The 18,776-nt window shown below is 70.6% G+C and carries 15 protein-coding genes and 1 other annotated feature; of the genes, 10 read left to right on the forward strand and 5 right to left on the reverse strand.

What is annotated here, in order from left to right:
- Positions 1-151: 151 nt before the first annotated feature.
- Positions 152-280, forward strand: a binding site (SAM riboswitch class I).
- A gap of 97 nt (positions 281-377) precedes the next feature.
- The 4 genes from BEN78_10595 (at position 378) to BEN78_10610 (ending at position 4,622) form a co-directional block, all read left to right on the forward strand.
- Positions 378-1,433, forward strand: a complete 1,056-nt coding sequence (locus tag BEN78_10595) for a homoserine acetyltransferase (protein ASR45081.1) — start codon at positions 378-380, stop codon at positions 1,431-1,433.
- Positions 1,430-2,665 carry an O-succinylhomoserine (thiol)-lyase gene (locus tag BEN78_10600; protein ASR43751.1) on the forward strand — a complete coding sequence of 412 codons (1,236 nt, stop codon included), beginning with the start codon at positions 1,430-1,432 and terminating at the stop codon, positions 2,663-2,665. The genes BEN78_10595 and BEN78_10600 overlap by 4 nt, the downstream gene beginning before the upstream one ends.
- A complete protein-coding gene (locus BEN78_10605; GenBank protein ASR43752.1) occupies positions 2,662-3,750 on the forward strand; it encodes a homoserine dehydrogenase in 1,089 nt (362 codons plus the stop codon). The genes BEN78_10600 and BEN78_10605 overlap by 4 nt, the downstream gene beginning before the upstream one ends.
- 218 nt (positions 3,751-3,968) lie before the next feature.
- Entirely contained in the window at positions 3,969-4,622 is a 654-nt protein-coding gene (locus tag BEN78_10610) for a hypothetical protein (GenBank protein ASR43753.1), read from the forward strand.
- Between the two features lie 101 nt (positions 4,623-4,723).
- Here BEN78_10610 and BEN78_10615 read toward each other — a convergent pair whose 3' ends face one another.
- From BEN78_10615 to BEN78_10625, 3 genes are read right to left on the reverse strand one after another with little or no spacing between them, the layout of a single operon-like run.
- Positions 4,724-5,134, reverse strand: coding sequence for a twitching motility protein PilT (locus BEN78_10615; protein ID ASR43754.1), 411 nt, complete (start codon positions 5,132-5,134; stop codon positions 4,724-4,726).
- A 4-nt stretch (positions 5,135-5,138) separates the two neighbouring features.
- The gene (locus tag BEN78_10620) at positions 5,139-5,393 is read right to left on the reverse strand and encodes a hypothetical protein (GenBank protein ID ASR43755.1); all 255 of its coding nucleotides are present in this window, start codon (positions 5,391-5,393) and stop codon (positions 5,139-5,141) included.
- 59 nt (positions 5,394-5,452) lie between these two features.
- Positions 5,453-6,835 (reverse strand): L-serine ammonia-lyase, encoded by a 1,383-nt coding sequence (locus tag BEN78_10625; GenBank protein ASR43756.1) that lies wholly within the window; start codon positions 6,833-6,835, stop codon positions 5,453-5,455.
- A gap of 49 nt (positions 6,836-6,884) precedes the next feature.
- Here BEN78_10625 and BEN78_10630 point away from each other — a divergent pair, with 49 nt between their 5' ends.
- Positions 6,885-7,118, forward strand: a complete 234-nt coding sequence (locus BEN78_10630) for an NrdH-redoxin (GenBank protein ASR43757.1) — start codon at positions 6,885-6,887, stop codon at positions 7,116-7,118.
- A gap of 16 nt (positions 7,119-7,134) precedes the next feature.
- Here the strand turns inward: BEN78_10630 and BEN78_10635 are convergent, their stop codons facing one another.
- Both BEN78_10635 and BEN78_10640 read right to left on the reverse strand, forming a co-directional pair.
- Positions 7,135-7,695: a hypothetical protein gene (locus tag BEN78_10635; protein ID ASR43758.1), complete on the reverse strand. Its 561-nt coding sequence runs from the start codon at positions 7,693-7,695 to the stop codon at positions 7,135-7,137.
- 577 nt (positions 7,696-8,272) lie between these two features.
- Positions 8,273-8,935, reverse strand: coding sequence for a hypothetical protein (locus BEN78_10640; protein ASR43759.1), 663 nt, complete (start codon positions 8,933-8,935; stop codon positions 8,273-8,275).
- A 151-nt stretch (positions 8,936-9,086) separates the two neighbouring features.
- On the opposite strand from BEN78_10640, the gene BEN78_10645 reads away from it, so the two are divergent.
- The 5 genes from BEN78_10645 to BEN78_10665 all read left to right on the forward strand — a co-directional run bounded on the left by BEN78_10645 (position 9,087) and on the right by BEN78_10665 (position 18,687).
- Positions 9,087-12,638 (forward strand): hypothetical protein, encoded by a 3,552-nt coding sequence (locus BEN78_10645; GenBank protein ASR43760.1) that lies wholly within the window; start codon positions 9,087-9,089, stop codon positions 12,636-12,638.
- Between the two features lie 79 nt (positions 12,639-12,717).
- Positions 12,718-13,722 (forward strand): DNA ligase-associated DEXH box helicase, encoded by a 1,005-nt coding sequence (locus BEN78_10650; GenBank protein ASR43761.1) that lies wholly within the window; start codon positions 12,718-12,720, stop codon positions 13,720-13,722.
- Between the two features lie 25 nt (positions 13,723-13,747).
- On the forward strand, positions 13,748-15,460 hold the full coding sequence (locus BEN78_10655) for an ATP-dependent DNA ligase (protein ASR43762.1): 1,713 nt from the start codon (positions 13,748-13,750) through the stop codon (positions 15,458-15,460).
- 61 nt (positions 15,461-15,521) lie between these two features.
- Positions 15,522-18,020, forward strand: coding sequence for a DNA ligase-associated DEXH box helicase (locus tag BEN78_10660; GenBank protein ID ASR43763.1), 2,499 nt, complete (start codon positions 15,522-15,524; stop codon positions 18,018-18,020).
- Entirely contained in the window at positions 18,013-18,687 is a 675-nt protein-coding gene (locus BEN78_10665; GenBank protein ID ASR43764.1) for a hypothetical protein, read from the forward strand. Before BEN78_10660 ends, BEN78_10665 begins: the two co-directional genes overlap by 8 nt.
- Positions 18,688-18,776: the final 89 nt, after the last annotated feature.

Below are 18,776 nucleotides of genomic sequence, written 5' to 3' on the forward strand. Positions count from 1 at the left end.
CGATTATGCCGGCCCTCCATTGGCCCGATGCGCCGTGGTATCGGCCCGCTGGTGATACAGCGACGATCCGCCGGGGCGCTTGCACGATAGTTCATCGCTGCATCCGGATGAAGCGATTGACATGGCGTGCAGGGGCTGGCAACCTGCGTGACATCCATCGAGACCGGCGGAGGGACAGGCCCTTTGATGCCGGGGCAACCTGATGGGATCCGCGCGTCGCGTGGGCCCCGTCGCGGTGCCAAGTCCTGCGGGGACCTGTGCGTCCACCGGAAGATGGTCATGCGTCGCTTCGGCATCGAGGCGATGCATCCGCCGAGTCGGCGGCTTCCGGCATCCCCCCGCAAGACGCGATGGTCCGTTCCCATCTGGACATCGCCATGAGTCTTGTCGACACCGCGCCCCGCCATTCCGACGCCGGCCCCGATCCGGCGTTCGTGCCCACGTCGCCATCGAACGCCGCGACCGGAGACCGCGCTCTGCGCGGCCGCATCGATGTCGCGCTGCCGATGCGCCACGCCGGTTTGCGCCACGTCGGTCTGCGCTATGAACTGCGCGGCACGCCAGGTGCGCCGGTGGTGTTCGTAGCCGGCGGGATCTCCGCGCACCGTCATGTCGCCTCGAGTGCCTCGTATCCCGAGCCGGGCTGGTCCGAGGCGCTGCTTGGTGCGGGCCGTGCGCTGGACCCTGCCTGCGTGCAGGTGCTGGCCTTCGATTTCATCGGCGCCGACGGCGCACTCGATGCCCCGATCGACACCACCGACCAGGCCGATGCGGTCGCCGCGCTGCTCGACGCGCTCGACATCCCGGTGCTGCACGCCTTCGTCGGCTACTCCTACGGTGCGCTGGTCGGGCTGCAGTTCGCGGTGCGCCACGGCGGCCGGCTGCGGCGGCTGGTCGCGGTCAGCGGCGCGCATCGCGCGCATCCCTACGCCGCGGCGTGGCGTGCGCTGCAGCGCCAGACCGTCGCACTGGGCCAGCTGCAGTGCGCCGATGCGCAAGGCCTGTCGCTGGCCCGGCAATTCGCGATGCTCAGCTATCGCACCCCTGAAGAATTCGCAGAGCGCTTCGACGCCGCACCCGAAGTCGTCAACGGCCGTGTGCGTGTCGCCGCCGAGGACTATCTCGACGCCGCGGGCGCGCGCTATGTCGCGCGCACGCCGGTTGCCGCGTGGCTGCGGCTGTCCGAATCGATCGACCTGCACCGGATCGAGCCGACCCAGGTCCGGGTGCCGACCACCGTCGTCGCCGTCGAGGGCGACCGGTTGGTGCCGCTGGCCGACGCGGTGACGCTGCTCGAGGGCCTCGGACCGAACGGCCGGCTGCGCGTGCTGCGCTCGCCCTACGGCCACGACGCCTTCCTCAAGGAAACCGATCGCATCGACGCCATCCTGGCCGTCGCACTGCGCGACACCGACCACGGAGATACCGCATGAGCATCCAGAGCCCGTCCTTCGATCCGGCCGCGTGCCGCCCCAGCACGCGTGCGGTGCGCGCCGGCATCGACCGCGATCCGGCCTACGGCGCGGTGACCCCTCCGATCGTGCTGTCGAGCAACTTCAGCTTCGAGGGCTTCGAGCGCAAGCGCGAGTACGACTACACGCGCAGCGGCAATCCCACCCGCGACCTGCTCGGCGAGGCGCTGGCCGCGCTCGAAGGCGGTGCCGGCGCGGTGGTCACGTCGACCGGCATGGCCGCGATCACGCTGGTGCTCAACGCGCTGCTGCAGCCCGGCGACCGGCTGGTGGTGCCGCATGACGCCTACGGCGGCAGTTGGCGGCTGTTCGATGCGCTGGCACGCAAGGGGCATTTCGAGCTGGTCACCGCCGATCTCACCGACCCGCGTGCGCTGGCCGATGCGCTGGCCTGCGGCCCGAAGCTGGTGCTGATCGAGACCCCCTCCAATCCCTTGCTGCGCATCACCGACCTGCGTTTCGTCATCGAGGCCGCGCAGCGCGCCGGTGCGCTGACGGTGGTCGACAACACCTTCTTGTCGCCAGCGCTGCAGCGGCCGATCGCGTTCGGCGCCGACGTGGTGCTGCACTCGACGACCAAGTACATCAACGGCCACAGCGATGTCGTCGGCGGCGCGGTGGTCGCGCGCGATGCCGAGGTGCATGCGCAACTGGCATGGTGGGCGAATGCGCTGGGCATCACCGGCTCGCCGTTCGACAGTTTCCTGACCCTGCGCGGATTGCGCACGCTCGATGCGCGGTTGCGCGTGCATCAGGAGAACACCGCCGGCATCGTCGCGCTGCTGGATTCGCATCCCGCGGTGGCGCGGGTGCACTACCCGGGCCTGACCTCGCACCCCGGGCATGCGGTCGCCGCGCGCCAGCAATCGGGCTTCGGCGCGATGCTGTCGTTCGAACTGGCCGGGCGCGACCCGCGCGCGGCCGTGCGTGCGTTCGTCGAGGGCCTGCAGTACTTCACGCTGGCCGAGTCGCTGGGCGGCGTCGAGAGCCTGGTCGCGCATCCAGCGACGATGACCCATGCCGCGATGAGCGCGCAGGCGCGCGAGGCGGCCGGCATTTCCGAGGGTCTGCTGCGGCTGTCGGTCGGCATCGAGGCGCTCGACGACCTGCTTACCGACCTGCAGGCAGCGCTGGCGCGAGCGGCCACCGTCGCCGACCAGGCGCCGGCAATCCGCGCCGGAGCCGACGCATGAGCACGGTCGTCGCCTTGCGCCGTGCGCGCCGGACGCAACCGCAGCCCGCTCGGCTCGCGTTGCTGGGCACCGGTACTGTCGGCAGTGCCTTCGTCGCGCGCTACCAGGGGCTGGCCGCGCGGGGCCTGGCGCTGCCGGCCTTGGCGCGGATCTGCAATTCGCGCACGCAGATCGCCTGCGGCGACGATCCGGTGGCGGTGCTCGAACAGGCGCGTGTCGCGGCGACCCGACGCAACGGCTTTCCGCCCTGGGCCGAGGGCGAGAGTCCGCGGCCGGGCGATATCGTGGTCGATGCGACCGCCAGCGAGACAGTCGCCGACTGGCATCCCGAGTGGCTCGCGCGCGGAGTCCACGTGGTCACCGCCAACAAGCTCGGTACCGGCGGCGAACTCGGCCGGGCGCAAGCGATCGCCGAGGCGGTCGGCAGCGAAGGTGGCGGCCGCTATGGCGACAGCGCCACGGTCGGTGCGGGATTGCCGTTGCTGCGCAGCCTGCGCGCGCTGGTCGCCGGCGGCGACCGCATCCACGCGGTCGAAGGGGTGTTGTCGGGGTCGCTGGCCTGGTTGTTCGCCCGGTTCGACGGCAGCCAGCCGTTTTCGACTCTCGTGCAGGAGGCCCGCGCTGCCGGCTTCACCGAGCCCGATCCGCGCATCGATCTGTCAGGCGAGGACGTGCGCCGCAAGCTGTTGATCCTGGCGCGGGCGGCGGGGCTGCCGCTGTCGGCGCATCAGGTCGCAGTCGAATCGCTGGTGCCGCCGGCATTGGCCGCACGCGAGGTTGGGGCGCTCGAGGGCGGGTTCGCCGAGCTCGACACCGCGCTCGCCGCGCGCTGGGCCGCAGCGTCCGCGGAAGGATTGCGGTTGTGCGTGGTGGGACGTTTCGATGCGCTCGGCGGTGCCAGCGTCGGTCTGCGTGCATTGCCGGCGCATCACCCGCTGTGCGCCGGCGGCGGAACCGACAACCGGGTTGCGATCCACAGCGATCGCTATCGCGAACAGCCGCTCGTGATCCAGGGCCCCGGGGCCGGTGCGGAAGTGACAGCAGCAGCATTGCTCGACGACGTCCTGGCCTGCGCGCGACCCTGACCCGCCCGAGCCTGGGGCAAACCCTAGATCGGGTGCACCCCGATGGCAGGAAGCTGAACGGCGCGCTGAAATGGCGTCATTCAGTTTCCATGTCGATCACGGGGGTCTCCATCATGTCCAACACATCTTCCTTGAGCATGTCCGTCTCGCTGAGCGTCAGCGGCCAGTTGCCGTCGGTGCAGAGCTCGGCCAGCACCCAGCGCACATCCGACGGGCGGGTGCAGTTCGAGAACGATAACTACCGCATCACCGCCGGCGACAACGACGAGGTGGTGGTGTTCAACAAGAACACCGGCGAGAACTACCGCATCTGGGGCGATCCCCACGTCGAGATCGACGGCAAGCACGCCTTCGACTTCTGGGGCCAGACCACCTTCCTGCTCGACGACGGGACCAAGGTCACCATCGAGACCACGCCGTGGGAGCAGGGCGGCAATGGTGCGACGGTGGCCTCGGTCGTGACGATCACCGACGGCGACTACGGCGTGCAGATCTCCGGTGTCGACAGCAACACCTATGGCGACCTGGCGTTCCAGGAGTTCGCCGGCGGCGGCCGTCTGCTCGATGCCGCCGTGCGCGACGGCAACGTGCTGCTGGAGAACGAGAACGGCAGCGGCTTCATCGCCGTCGACCAGAACGGCAACATCCAGAATGTCGACCAGGCCTTCATCAATGCCACCGACGAACTGAAGAACGGCGGCCCGGACTTCCTGGCCCACTTCGCCGAGATCTTCTCGTTCTTCACCGGCCTGATGTCGATCGGCTTCAACGGCGGGCTGTCGCTGGGCAGTGACAATCCCAACCGCGACCCCGAGCCGACCGCCCAGCCGGTGCCGTGGCAGTTCAGCCTGACGCTGACGATCAGCGCCTGATTGGCGCATGTCCCCAAAAACGGCGTGCCGCGACCACGGCGCGCCGTTTTTCTTTGGATCACCTGGGTGCGCGGCGTTGCTCGCCGTCGCCATGCGCGGCTTCAGCCTCGATACCCGAAGGGGTCGAACAACGGCACGCCGAAGGGGCGGAAATCCTTGAGGTTCCGTGTGACCACGGTCAGCCCATGGACGAGGGCCGTCGCAGCGATTAGCCCATCCTCAAGGTGATGGTCTGGACGGCCGTGCATGAGCCGCGCCCATTGCCGGAAGACGGCAGCATCGGCAGACAACACGGCGTATGAGTCGGCGAGCTCGTCGAGCCAGACCTGGATGTCCGACGCCTTGGCCGGGTCGAGGCCGCGGGTGATCTCGATGCCGGCCTGGATTTCACCAATCGTCACTGCCGACAGGTAAAGACCGCTTTCGGGCGCCTGTCCAATCCAGGCCTGTACGCCGCCGTGCGGCTTGTTCTTGCGCAACTCCGAAACGACATTCGTATCCAGCAGGAACATGCGGTCAGTCGAGCGCCTCGGGATCGTGCCGCCGCAGACGGCCTCGCGGCGGCAGGGGCAGGCCATCCGGGCCATCGGGCGCCTGCAGCAGCGCCTTCAGGCTGCGTGGCCGCTGCTGCAACCGTTGCCACTGCTCCATCGGAACGACGACTGCGGTCGGTTTGCCATGATGGCTGACGATCTGCGGGCCGTCCTCCACGCTGGCGCGCAGAAGCTCGCTGAAGCGCGCCTTTGCTTCCTGAACTTGCCAAGTCTTCATGAAAGCTCTCCACGCCCGATCTAGTCTGAATTCTGGTCCGAAATCAGGTCTGGGTCAACTCAGCACTCGATGACGTTCACCGCCAGGCCGCCGCGCGAGGTTTCCTTGTACTTGTCGCGCATGTCGCGGCCGGTTTCGCGCATCGTGCGGATGACCTTGTCGAGGCTGACCTTGTGCTTGCCGTCGCCGCGGAAGGCCATGCGCGAGGCGTTGATCGCCTTGACCGCGCCCATCGCGTTGCGCTCGATGCACGGGATCTGCACCAGGCCGCCGATCGGATCGCAGGTCAGGCCCAGGTTGTGCTCCATGCCGATCTCGGCGGCGTTCTCGATCTGGCTCGGCGTGCCGCCCAGTGCGGCGGTCAGGCCGGCGGCCGCCATCGAGCAGGCCACGCCGACCTCGCCCTGGCAGCCGACCTCGGCGCCGGAGATCGAGGCGTTCTCTTTGTAGAGGATGCCCACGGCCGCTGCGGTCAGCAGGAAGTCGAACACGCCCTGCTCGTTGGCATTGGGGATGAAGCGGTCGTAGTAGTGCAGCACCGCCGGCAGGATGCCGGCCGCACCGTTGGTCGGCGCGGTGACCACGCGCCCACCCGCGGCGTTTTCCTCGTTGACCGCGAGTGCGTAGAGGTTGACCCAGTCGAGCACGGTCAGCGGATCGCGCATCGCCGCTTCGGGCTTGGCGGCGAGCTCGGCATGCAGCGCCGGGGCGCGGCGGGTGACGTGCAGGCCGCCGGGCAGCGTGCCGCCCTCGCGGATGCCGCGCGCAACGCACGACTGCATCGCCGCCCACAACTCGCGCAGCCCGTCGAGGATCTCGGCCTCGCTGCGCCAGACCTTTTCGTTCTCCAGCATCAGCCCAGCGATGCCCAGTCCGCTGTCCTGCGCCTGGCGGATCAACTCGTCGCCGCTGGCGAACGGATAGGGCACCTGGGTGGTGTCGGCGACGATGCGGTCCTCGGCCGCCTCGTCCTGGTTGACGACGAAGCCGCCACCGACCGAGTAATAGTCGCGTGTGGCGATCACCGCATCGTCGGCGCCATAGGCGGTGAAGCGCATGCCGTTGGTGTGGAACGGCAGCTTCTGCCGCTTGTTCATCACCAGGTCGCGCTTTTCGTCGAAGCCGATCTCGTGGGTGCCGCCCAGCCGCAGCCGGCGCTCGCCGCGGATACGCGCCAGCGCATCGGGAATGATGTCCGGGTCGATGCGGTTGGGCATGTGCCCTTCCAGACCCATCATCAGCGCCTTGTCGGTGCCGTGGCCGCGGCCGGTCAGCGCCAGCGAACCAAAGACCTCCGCGCGGACGCGCACGACCTCGTGCAGGCGCCCGGGCTCGGTGAGCCAGCGCGCGACGAAGCGGGCACCGGCGCGCATCGGCCCGACGGTATGCGAGGAACTCGGCCCGATGCCGATCTTGTAGAGGTCGAAGGTGCTGACTGCCATCGCGCTATTCTACGGCCCGCCCCCTGTTCCATGCCTGACGCGACGCCGCATGACGCCCCCGGCCCTGATCCTGTACCAGCGCGACGACTGCCATCTGTGCGACCTCGCGCTCGAGGTGCTGGCGCAGGCGCGCGCGCCTGCGTTCGACAGTGTCTTCATCGATGACGACGCCGCGCTCGAGGTGCGCTACGGCTGCCGTGTGCCGGTGCTCCGCGATGCCGGGCGCGACGTCGAACTGGAGTGGCCGTTCGACGCCGACGCGGTGCGGCGGCTGCTGGCCTGACCCGCCGACAGCGACGTCAGTTCGCAGGCTTGAGATACACCCGCGTGGCGACCGCGATCTCGTCGGGGATCGTGCCGGTGTCGGCCCATTCGCCGCCGCCGACGCCGAAATCCAGGCGACGCACTGTCGCCCTGCCCGACAGCAGCGGACGTGGGCCTGGGATCCAGGTGAAGGTCAACGTGACCGGCTTGCGCACGCCGCGCAGCGCGAGCTCGCCGTCGGCCGCGTAGCGTCCGTCGCCGAGGTCGCGGAACCGGGTCGCGGTATAGGTGGCCTGGGCGAAGCGGGCGGCGTCGAAGAACGCCGCGCCGCGCATCTCGCCGTCATAGTCGTCGTTGCGGGTGGTCGCGGTCGCGATCGGGATTGCCACTTCCAGCCTGGCGCCGCTCAGGTCGGTCGGGTCGAATGCGAGCGTGGTGCGGAAGTCGGGAAACGTGCCGGTGAACACCTCGCCCTGGTACTTGCCGGCGAAGGCCAGCGACGAGCCGGCGGCCTGCACGTAATCGGCAGCGGAGGCGGTGAGCGGCATCGCGACGGCGAGCGCGGCCGCGAACAGGAAGCGGGGGGCGTGGGGCATCGGTCAGTCCTGGAGTGAGGGTGGGGGGCAGGGCGCAACCAGCCGCGTGGCAGCATCCGTGCCAGCGTGGCATCGCGCAGGAACAGGTGGTGGTATAGCGCCGCGGCCGCATGCAGCAGCGCCAACGCCACCAGCGTCCAGAACAGCCATTCGTGCGCCTGGCCGGCCAGGCCGCGCAGATCCGGGTCGCGCGCGACCAGCGCCGGCAGATTGAACAGGCCAAACCACTGCAGCGGGTAGCCGGCGGCCGAATTGAAGGTCCAGCCGCTGAGCGGGATCGCCAGCAGCAGTGCATACAGCAGCCAGTGCGTGAGCGTGGCGATGCGGTCCTGCCAGCGCGGGGTGCCGGGCACCGGGCGCGGCGCGCCGGCGAACAGCCGCCAGGCCAGCCGCAGCGCCGCGAGCGCAAGAATCGTCAGGCCCAGCGACTTGTGCAGGGCGTAGACCTGGACCTTGGTCGGGCTGGGTCGCATGTCGCCCATCGTCAGGCCGATGATGCCGACCGCCAGGATCAGCACCACGACGGTCCAATGCAGCAGTTGGCTCACCGCGCCCCAGCGCTCGACATTCTTCAGCGTCATGGTGTCTCGTCTCCGGGTGTGTCGGTGCCGACCGCTGTGTCGTCGGCATCGCCCGCATCGTCGCGGCCCGTGCCGCGCTCGCGCACCGCTTCGAGTTCGATGCGCAGGCCGACCGTGTCGCCGATCATCGACGGCCAGGCGTCGATGCCGAAGTCCGCCCGCGACAGCTGCGCGGTGGCCGAGAATCCGACCATGCGCCTGAACGGCGGCATCGGGTGGCGGCGTGCGGCGTTGAACGTCGCATCGAGCGCGACCTCGCGCGACACGCCGTGCAGCGTCAGCGTGCCGTGGACGATCGCATGCGTGGCATCGCGAGGCTCGATACGGTTGGAGACGAAGGTTGCGGAGGGATGGCGCTCGGTATCGAGCAGATTGCGCGCGCGGACCGCGCGGTTCCAACGGTCGTCGCCGAAGTCGATGCGCTCGAGCGGCACCGAGACCTCGACCCGCGCGCTCGACCAGTCCGCGGGATCGAAGACCAGCGTGCCCTGGCTGCCCGACACCGTGCCGATCGCCTTCGACAGGCCGGCGTGTTCGATCTCGAGCATCACCCGGGTGTGCACCGGATCGAGCGCGTACTGCGCCGGTCGCGCGGCCACCGGCGCGCAGGCCAATGCCAGCAGCAGGCAGGGGACGAACAGGCGCCGCGGCAGTCGCATCGTCTTGAGTTCCGGTCGCCGCGGGCGGCATGCGGGGATTCTAGGCACGAATCGCATGGTCGCGCAGCCGCGGTGGCGCTTGCATCCGGGACGATGCGTTGCGAGCATCGCGCGTTGCGGGCAAGGCCGCGGGGAAAGGGATGTCGGGCCCATGTGGAAGCGTGTTGCCGCTCTGGCGCTGATCTGGACGTTCGCCTGCGGTGTCCTGGCCGCGACGCCGGAGATGCCGCGGTTGCGGGTGCTCGGCGTCGCCGATGGCCTGCCCACGTCCGATGTCACCGGCATCGCCCAGGACAGCGACGGCTTCGTCTGGATCGCGACCGCCGACGGTCTGGCCCGCTACGACGGCGCCGGATTCATGGTCTGGCAGCACGATCCAGAAGCGGCGGATGCCTTCCCCGGCAACAATCTGCAGGCGCTGCATGTCGACCACGAGGACCGCGTCTGGGTCGCGGCCCAGGAAGGCGGTGTCGCGGTGATGGACCGTGATCGCTCGGCAGGTTTCCGGCCTTATCGGATCGACGCGCATCCAGAAGCGCGGCTCGGTGATGTCTGGGATTTCGCCAGCCGGCCGGGCGAGATCTGGATGGGCCTGGGCACCGACGGGGTCTACGGCCTGCGCGCCGACGGCAGCTTTGTGCATCTGCGCCACGATCCCAACGACCCGCGCACGCTGCCCAGTGACAACGTGGTCAGCCTGTCGTTCGACAACGACGGCATGCTGTGGATCGCGACGATGGCGGGCCTGGCCCGCTACGACGGCCGCCGTGTCTGGCGCGAGCCGTTGCCCGGCGGCGATATGCCGCTGACGGTCACCGACGTGCAGGCGATGGGCGACGAAGTCTGGGCCTCGAGCGCGCGCGGGCTGTTCGTGCGCATGCGCGACGGCCAGTGGCACTGGCGCCCGTGGTCGGGCATGTTCGCCCGGCCCAATAGCGTGCTGTCGATGCTTGCCGATCCGCGTGGCGGCTACTGGCTGGGCACCCGGCGCGGCCTGTGGCGATTGTCTGAGGACGGCATCCCGACCCCGGTGCCGGTCGGCCGGGACGCGTCGCGGCCGTTCCCGGCCCGAGCGATGTTCCTGCAGCCCGACGGCGCGCTGTGGGCATCGGCGCCGGGCGAGGGCGTCGGCTTCCTGCGCTCGGACTGGCGCCATGTCGCCGAGCTGGTGCGCGGCGAACGCGGGCTGCAGGGCCACGGCTACGCGACGATCGCACCGGCCAACGACGGCGGTCTGTGGCTGGGATCGGAAACCGGCGTCGTCGAGCATGTGGACCAGGCGCTGCAGGTCTCCCGGCTCGACGGGGAGGCGCGCGCGCGCCTGGCCAACCAGCGCATCCTGGGCATGGCCGAGACGCGCAGCGGCGTGCTGTGGATCGGCCATGTCGGCGGCCTGTTCCGGCACGGACGCGACGGTACGCTGAGCGAGTGGGAAGGCGAGCCGGGCACCTCGGTCGCGCACGGCGTGGGCTACAACATCGTGCGCGCTGCGCCTGACGGCACGCTGTGGACCGGCAGCATGGGCGGCTATGGGGTCGAGCACCGCGATGGCGACACCGGCCGCATGCTGTGGCAAGCCGGCGATGATCCCTTGGTCCATGAGGGCGTCTACGGCTTCGACGTCGCACCCGACAACACCGCCTGGGCGGCTTCGGTGCCGGGGCTGGGCTACTTCGACCCGCAGGCTGGTCGGTTCGTGATCGTCAGCGGCGAGCAGCCCTATTACGCGGTCGCCGTGCAGGGCGAAGACACGGTCTGGGCGGCCGGGCGCGACGGCCTGGAGCGCTGGCGCCTCGAGGACGACACCTGGGCGCGGCAGGAGCGGATCGGCACGCGCGAGGGGCTGCCGTCGGTGATGCCGATGGGGCTGGCGGTCGACGTGCGCGGACGGGTCTGGGTCTCCACCCGGCGTGGTCTCTACCGCTGGGATCCGCAGGCCCGGCGCATGCGCCGCTATGGCAGCGAGCACGGCCTGTCGTCGCAGGAAATGCTGTTCCGCTCGATCGCGGTGAGCAGCAGCGGCCTGCTCGCTGCCGGCACCGCGGTCGACTCGGTGGCCATCATCAACACCGCGTCGGAGGAGACCGGTCGGGTCGAGGAACCGAAGCTGCGCGTTCTCGGCCTGGACGTGCGCCGCGACGGGCTGTGGCAACCGCTCGAGGGCGCTCATCCCGAACTGTTCCCCGACGACCGCGAGCTGCGCGTCTCGGCCCGGCTGCTGGCCTATGACGATCCGGGATCGAACCATTACTGGACCTGGCTCCAGGGCCTGGACACCGGCTGGGTCGACCAGGGCGCCAATGGCGACCGGGTGTTCTCGGGCCTGCGGCCCGGCAACTATGTGCTGCGCATCCGCGCCAGCGACGCCTACGGCAATGCCGCGCCGATGCAGGAACTGCGATTCCGGGTGTTGCCGCCGTGGTGGCAGACCTGGTGGGCACTCACGCTGCTGATCTGCGCCATGGGACTGGTCGCGCTGTGGGGCGCGTCGATCTACCGCCGGCGCGTGCGGCGGCGCGCGGAACTGCAGTTGGCCGGGCGCCAGCGCGAACTTGCCGAGCAGGCGTCGCTGGCCAAGAGCCGCTTCCTGGCCACGCTCGGCCATGAGGTCCGCACACCGATGACTGGCGTGCTGGGCATGAGCGAGCTGCTGCTCGACACCCCGCTCGACGCGCGGCAGCGCAGCTACACCGAATCCATCCGCCGCGCCGGCGACCACCTGATGCGTCTGGTCAACGATGCACTGGATCTGGCGCGGATCGAGGCCGGCAAGCTCGAGCTCGATCCGCAGCCGTTCGAGCTGCGCGCATTGATCGAGGACATCGTCTCGCTGTCCGCGCCGATGGCCCGGCACAAGGCGCTGGGCTTCGATGTCGCCTTCGACGAGGGCGTGCCGGCCTGGGTGCATGGCGACGCGGTGCGGGTGCGGCAGATCCTGTTGAACCTGATCGGCAATGCAATCAAGTTCACCGACGACGGGCGGGTCGGATTGCGGATCGCGCGTCCGCCCGAAGGCCTGTGTTTCCAGATCAGCGACACCGGCCCCGGGCTCAGCGCCGAGCAATGCCAGCGGCTGTTCCGGCGTTTCGAGCAGGCCGACGGCGCACGCACCGCCGCGCGCTACGGCGGCAGCGGCCTGGGGCTGGCGATCAGCCAGGAACTGTCGCTGGCGATGGGCGGCCGGATCGACGTCGAGAGCACCCTTGGCGCGGGCACCCGGTTCACGGTCGTGCTGCCATTGGCCGAGGTCGCCACCCCGCCGCGGCGCACGCGCTTCGAGGGCCACGAGCGCATCACCGCGGCGGTCGGACTGGTGGTGCTGCTGGTCGAGGACGACCAGACCGTGGCCGACGTGATCCGGGGCCTGCTCGAGGCGCAGGGCCACCAGGTCGCTCACGCGATGCATGGGCTCGCTGCGCTGACCGAAGTGCGGACCCAGACGTTCGACATCGCCCTGCTCGATCTGGACCTGCCGGGCATCGACGGTCTGACCCTGGCCGGCATGCTGCGCGCCCAAGGCTTCGACCGTCCGCTGGTTGCGGTCACCGCGCGCGCCGATGCCGAGGCCGAGCCGGCGGCGCGCGCGGCCGGTTTCGACGGCTTCCTGCGCAAGCCGCTGACCGGCGAGATGCTGGCCGACGTGCTGGCCCAAAGCTGGCGGCCGGTCCACGAAGGCGGCGGTCTGGACGACCGCGAGGACTAACGGCGGCTTGGCACCGCCTGCACGGCGGCGTCGCCAGACTGCCGCCATGGCCGCCTCCCGTCCGTCCTCCACCGCCCGCATGCCGAAAGGGCGGCGCGACGACCTCATCCAGTTGCGCCCCGAGGGCCTGTACTGCCCGGCCGGCGATTTCCATATCGATCCTTGGCGTCCGGTGCCGCGTGCGGTGATCACTCACGGCCACGGCGACCATGCGCGCACTGGCATGGGCGCCTACCACACCACGCGTGCGGGGCTGCCGATCCTGGAGTGGCGCCTGGGCGAGCAGATCTATGTCGCACACGATTACGGCGCGCCATTCCAGATGGGCGCGGCGACGGTGTCGCTGCATCCGGCCGGCCACGTGCTGGGCTCGGCCCAGGTGCGGGTGGAGGTCGACGGCGAGGTCTGGGTCGCCTCGGGCGACTACAAGCGCCAGCACGATCCGACCTGCGCACCGTTCGAGGTCGTGCGCTGCGACACCTTCATCACCGAGGCCACGTTCGGCCTGCCGGTCTACCGATGGCCCGACACCGCACTGGTCGCCGCCGAGATCGAGGCCTGGCGCGCGCACTGCGAGACGCGCGGGGAGGTGGCGGTGCTGTTCTGTTACGCGCTGGGCAAGGCCCAGCGCGTGCTGGCCGAACTGGCGGCGCATACCGACCAGCCGGCGCTGCTGCACGGGGCGGTCGCCGCCGGCGTCGAGGTCTACCGGCGGGCCGGCATCGCGATGCTCGACACCCTGCCGGTCGCCGAGACCGATCGCGGCGGCGATTTTGCCGGCCGGTTGGTCATCGCGCCGCCATCGGCGGCCGGCAGCGCGTGGATGCGCCGGTTCCGCCGCGCGCAGCAGGGCTTCGCATCGGGCTGGATGCGCATTCGTGGCAATCGACGCCGTCGCAACTACGATCGCGGCTTCGTGGTGTCCGACCACGCCGACTGGCCCGATCTGATGCGGACCGTGCGCGAGACCGGTGCCACGCGGGTGATCGCGACCCATGGCAACACCGATGCGATCATCCGTGCGCTACGCGAGGATGGCATCGCGGCCGAAGCCTTCCGCACCGATTTCGGGGACGAGGAATGAGCGCCCGGCGCTCGAGGGCCTGCGCATGAGGCGCTTCGCCCGGCTGTACCGCGAGCTCGATCGCAGCACCGCCACGCTCGACAAGCGCGCGGCACTGGTTGCCTACTTCCGCGACGCGCCGCCGCACGATGCCGCCTGGGCGCTGTTCCTGCTGGCCGGCGGCAAGGTCGCCGGGGCCGGGCGACGCATCGCCAATACCCGCGAACTGCGCGAATGGATTGGTGAGGCCGCGGGCTTGCCCGACTGGCTGGTCGACGACAGCTACGACCAGGTCGGCGACTTGGCCGAGACGCTCGCGCTGCTGCTCGACGATCCCGTCGCGCCGGCCGACGACGTCTCGCTGGCCGAATGGATCGAGCGGCGGCTGATCCCGGTCGCCAATCGCGACCCGGCGGTCCGGCGCGCGCTGGTGGTCGAGGCCTGGGCTTCGCTGTGTTTCGACGAGCGGCTGGTGTTCAACAAGTTGCTGACCGGCGCGCTGCGCGTGGGCGTTTCGCAGCGACTGGTGCAGCAGGCGCTGGCGGAGATGAGCGGGCTGGACATCGCGCGTATCGCCCAACGCATGCTCGGCAGTTGGACGCCGAGCGCGCAGTTCCTGCGCGACCTGCTCTCGCCCGACGAACTGCCCAGCGACCGGCGTCAGCCGTATCCGTTCTTCCTTGCTTCGCCCTTGGAGCAGGCGCTGCGTCCCGACACGGTGAGCGAGGGCACGGATGTCGAGGCGGCCGCCGATGCGGAGCCGGATATGGACGTGGCGGCGCCGGTGCTGGCCAACGATCCCGACGCGGTCGCGCGTGCGCTCGGCCCGATCGAAGACTGGCTGCTGGAATGGAAGTGGGACGGCATCCGCCTGCAACTGATCCGCCGCGGCGCGGACATCGCGCTGTGGTCGCGCGGCGAAGAACGCCTCGACGGACGCTTTCCCGAGATCGAAGCCGCGGCGCTGACGCTGCCCCGCGACTGTGTGTTCGACGGCGAGCTGCTGGCCTGGCGGCCGGGCGAACCCGCGCCGATGCCGTTCACCGCGCTGCAGACCCGCATCCAGCGCCGCAAGCCCGGACCGAAGACACTCGCCGACACGCCGGTGCGCGTGCAGGTCTACGACCTGCTCGAGCTCGACGGCGAGGACTGGCGCGACCGGCCGCAGGCCGAGCGCCGGGCGATGCTCGAGACATTGGTCGCCCAGTACGACGATCCGCGCATCGTGATCTCGCCGCGTGTGGACGCCGCTGACTGGGCGCAGGCCGCCGCGCTGCGCGCCGATGCCCGCGCGCGCGGCGTCGAGGGCTTGATGCTCAAGCGCGCCGATGCCCGCTACCAGGCCGGCCGGCGTCGCGGCGACTGGTGGAAGTGGAAGATCGATCCGCTGACCATCGACGCGGTGCTGATCTATGCGCAGGCCGGCCACGGCCGGCGCAGCACGCTCTACACCGACTACACCTTCGCACTGTGGGATGGCGACACCCTGGTGCCGGTCGCCAAAGCCTATTCGGGGCTCGACGACCGCGAAATCCTCGCGCTCGACAAGTGGATCCGCGCGCACACCCTCGAGCGCTTCGGGCCGGTGCGTTCGGTCACCGCGCACCATGTCTTCGAGCTCGGCTTCGAGGCGGTCAACCGCTCGAGCCGGCACAAGTCCGGCATCGCCGTGCGCTTTCCGCGCATCCTGCGCTGGCGCCGCGACAAGCCGATCGCCGAGGCCGATCGGCTCGAGACCTTGCGGGCGCTCGCACGGTGACGGCGGCGTCCGGCGAGCGCGGCCGTCCGCGGTGCGCAGGGACGTGGCCCGGCCGGTGGCGATGACTCGTCTTCGCGGCCCCGATGCGCCGCTGCGCGCCTGGTTTGCGGCGCAGGGCTGGCGTCCGGCACCGTTCCAGCGCGAGGTCTGGCGCCGGTATCTGGCCGGGGAGTCGGGCCTGTTGCATACCCCGACCGGCAGCGGCAAAACACTGGCCGCCTTCGGCGGGCCCCTGCTCGAAGCGCTGGCCGCGCGCCCGCGTGCGAAGGCCGGTCCACGCACGACCCCGGCGAAGTCAGCCGCGCGTGCCGGCAAAGACGCCGGGCGCAGGCTGCAGGTGCTGTGGATCACCCCGCTGCGCGCGCTCGCGGTCGACACGGTGCGCGCATTGCGCGCGCCGATCGAGGCGCTCGGTCTGGATTGGACGGTCGCCATGCGCACTGGCGATGCCAGCGCACGCGACCGGCGGCTGGCGCGCAGCGGCCAGGCCGAGGTGCTGGTGACCACGCCCGAATCGCTGTCATTGCTGCTCTCCTATGCCGACACCGCGCCGCTGCTGGCCTCGGTGCGCTGCGTGGTCGTCGACGAATGGCACGAACTGCTCGGCAACAAGCGCGGCGTGCTGCTGCAGCTGGCGCTTGCGCGGCTGCGCCGGCTCGCACCGGCGCTGCGCATCTGGGGCGTCTCGGCGACGCTCGGCAACCTGGCGCAGGCGCGCGATGCGCTGCTGCCGCATTGTCCGCAGGCGCAGGTGGTCGCCGGGGTGGCGCCCAAGCGTTTCACGCTCGACACGCTGCTGCCCGGCGAGGACGAGCGCTTTCCGTGGGCCGGCCATCTGGGCCTGGCGCAGTTGCCGCGTGTGCTGGAGCGGCTGATGGCCGAACGCACCAGCCTGCTGTTCGCCAACACCCGCTCGCAGGCCGAACTGTGGCATCGCGCGCTGTCGGCGGTCTGGCCGGAGGCGCCCGAAACGCTGGCACTGCATCACGGTTCGCTCGATCCGAAGCTGCGCGCGGCCGCTGAGCAGGGCCTGCGCGCCGGCAGCGTGCGCTGCGTGGTTGCGACCTCCAGCCTCGATCTCGGTGTCGACTTTCCCGCCGTCGACCAAGTACTGCAGATTGGCAGCCCGAAAGGCGTCTCGCGCTTGCTGCAACGTGCCGGGCGCGCACGCCACCGCCCGGGCGAAGCGGGGCACGTGGTCTGCGTGCCGACGCACGCGCTGGAACTGGTCGAGTACGCCGCGGCTCGCGCCGCGGTTGCCGCGGGTACGATCGAATCGCGCCCGCCGCCTGTGCTCAGCCTCGATGTGCTGGCCCAGCACTGTGTGACGCTGGCGCTGGGCGGCGGCTTCGAGGCCGATGCGCTTTACGACGAAGTCCGCGGGACCCATGCGTTCCGCGCGCTCGACCCACTGGCCTGGCGCGCGGTGCTCGATTTCATCGTCCAGGGCGGCGCGGCGCTGGCGCATTACCCCGACTTCCGCCGCGTGGTGCGCGGCGAGGACGGGGTCTATCGGGTCGAGGACCGACGCATCGCGCTGCGTCATCGCCTGTCGATCGGCACGATCGCCAGCGATGGCGCGGTGCGCGTGAAGCTGCTGCGCGGCGGGGGCCTGGGCTCGGTCGAGGAGAGTTTCGTCGGTCGCTTGCGGCCGCGCGACCGGTTCCAGTTCGCCGGCCGCACGCTGGAGTTGGTGCGGCTGGAAGACATGACCGCGTACGTGCGCGTCGCCAAGGCCGGCAGCGGCACGGTGCCCAAATGGCAGGGCGGCCGGATGTCGCTGTCGGGCACGTTGGCGCACGAGGTCGAGCGCCTGTTCGCCGGCCCGCGCGATGCACCGGAGCTGCGTGCGATCGGTCGGCTGCTCGATCTGCAGCAGCGGCTGTCTGCACTACCGGCGCCGGGCCGCCTGCTGGTGGAATGGATCCGCGCGCGCGGCGCGCGCCACCTGTTCGTGTTTCCGTTCGCCGGGCGTCAGGTGCACGAGGGCCTGGCCGCGCTGCTGGCGCTGCGCTGGGGCCGCCTGCGCGCCAACAGCTTCTCGTTCGCCGCCAACGATTACGGCTTCGTGCTCTCGCCCGCGCAGGAAGTGGAGCTCGATGCGCTCGATGTCGAAGCGATGCTCTCGCCCGAGGCCTTGATCGATGACCTGCGCGAGAGCCTGAACCTGGCCGAGCTCGCCCGCCGCCAATTTCGCGACATCGCCCGCGTCGCCGGTCTGCTGCCGCCGTCGCTGCCCGGACGCGCGCCACGTTCGATGCGCCAGTTGCAGGCCTCCAGCGGCCTGCTGTTCGACGTGCTGCGCCGGCACGATCCCGACCACATGCTGCTGGCGCTGGCCGAGCGTGAGGTGTTCGCCGCGCAACTGGACGTGGTGCAACTGCGCACCACGCTGGAGGATTGCAGTGCCCGCAGGCTCGACCTGCATCCGCTGCGCACGTTCACCCCGCTGTCGTTCCCGCTGTGGGCCGAGTCGATGCGTGGCCAGCTCAGCACCGAGGACTGGCGCACACGCGTGCAGCGCGCGGCGGCGCAACTGGAGCGGCGCAATCGTGGCTGACGGCGCGTTGGAGATCGAGATTGCCGGCGAGGCGCTGCGATTGTTCGCCGAGCGTGCGCTGCTGTGGCCGCGGCAGCGCACGCTGGTCGTGGCCGACGTGCATCTGGGCAAGGCGCAGCACTTTCGCGAGGCCGGCATCGCGCTGCCGCGTGGCGGCACCGAGCACGATCTCGAACGGCTCGACGGGCTGATCGAAGCCAGCGGCGCGACGCGATTGCTGGTGCTCGGCGACCTGCTGCACGCCGGTGCGCGCGACGCGCCGTGGCGCACGGCCTGGCGGGCCTGGCGGGCGGACCGTCCCGCGCTGTCGGTCGACCTGGTCGGCGGCAATCACGATCGCGCCCTGCGCGCTGCGCCCGAGCTGGCATGCACGCTCGGCCTGCGCCTGCACGGCGCGCTGTTGCACGAGCCCCCCTTCGTGTTCGTGCATGACGTCGACGACGCGGTTGCGGCCGATGTCGCGGGCTACCGGCTTGGCGGGCATCTGCATCCGGTGGTGCGCCTGCCGGGCCTGCCGCGCTTGCCGGCTTTCGTGTTCGCGCAGGATGCCGGCTTGCTGCCGGCGTTCACCGCGTTCGCTGGCGGCCTGCCGATCGCACCGTCGCCCGGCATGCGGCTGTACCCCTGCGCGCCGGGGGCCGTGGTGGCGCTGCCGGCGACGCTCTGAGCGCATCCGTCGCTCGCATCCATCCGCTGGCTTGACGGCGACCGTAGCCGGGCTGGCATGATGGCGGGCCCATCGACCGGATGTTCGGC

Source organism: Xanthomonas citri pv. mangiferaeindicae, from assembly GCA_002240395.1.
Lineage (GTDB): Bacteria > Pseudomonadota > Gammaproteobacteria > Xanthomonadales > Xanthomonadaceae > Luteimonas > Luteimonas citri_A.

Bases quoted from the DNA above. Each gene is read 5' to 3' on its own strand.
- BEN78_10600 (ASR43751.1), top strand. From the start codon at position 1,430: ATGAGCATCCAGAGCCCGTCCTTCGATCCGGCCGCGTGCCGCCCCAGC.
- BEN78_10650 (ASR43761.1), top strand. From the start codon at position 12,718: ATGCCGAAAGGGCGGCGCGACGACCTCATCCAGTTGCGCCCCGAGGGC.
- BEN78_10615 (ASR43754.1), bottom strand. From the start codon at position 5,134: ATGTTCCTGCTGGATACGAATGTCGTTTCGGAGTTGCGCAAGAACAAG.
- BEN78_10625 (ASR43756.1), bottom strand. From the start codon at position 6,835: ATGGCAGTCAGCACCTTCGACCTCTACAAGATCGGCATCGGGCCGAGT.
- BEN78_10660 (ASR43763.1), top strand. From the start codon at position 15,522: ATGACTCGTCTTCGCGGCCCCGATGCGCCGCTGCGCGCCTGGTTTGCG.
- BEN78_10635 (ASR43758.1), bottom strand. From the start codon at position 7,695: ATGCCCCACGCCCCCCGCTTCCTGTTCGCGGCCGCGCTCGCCGTCGCG.
- BEN78_10630 (ASR43757.1), top strand. From the start codon at position 6,885: ATGACGCCCCCGGCCCTGATCCTGTACCAGCGCGACGACTGCCATCTG.
- BEN78_10595 (ASR45081.1), top strand. From the start codon at position 378: ATGAGTCTTGTCGACACCGCGCCCCGCCATTCCGACGCCGGCCCCGAT.
- BEN78_10640 (ASR43759.1), bottom strand. From the start codon at position 8,935: ATGCGACTGCCGCGGCGCCTGTTCGTCCCCTGCCTGCTGCTGGCATTG.
- BEN78_10655 (ASR43762.1), top strand. From the start codon at position 13,748: ATGAGGCGCTTCGCCCGGCTGTACCGCGAGCTCGATCGCAGCACCGCC.
- BEN78_10620 (ASR43755.1), bottom strand. From the start codon at position 5,393: ATGAAGACTTGGCAAGTTCAGGAAGCAAAGGCGCGCTTCAGCGAGCTT.
- BEN78_10645 (ASR43760.1), top strand. From the start codon at position 9,087: ATGTGGAAGCGTGTTGCCGCTCTGGCGCTGATCTGGACGTTCGCCTGC.
- BEN78_10605 (ASR43752.1), top strand. From the start codon at position 2,662: ATGAGCACGGTCGTCGCCTTGCGCCGTGCGCGCCGGACGCAACCGCAG.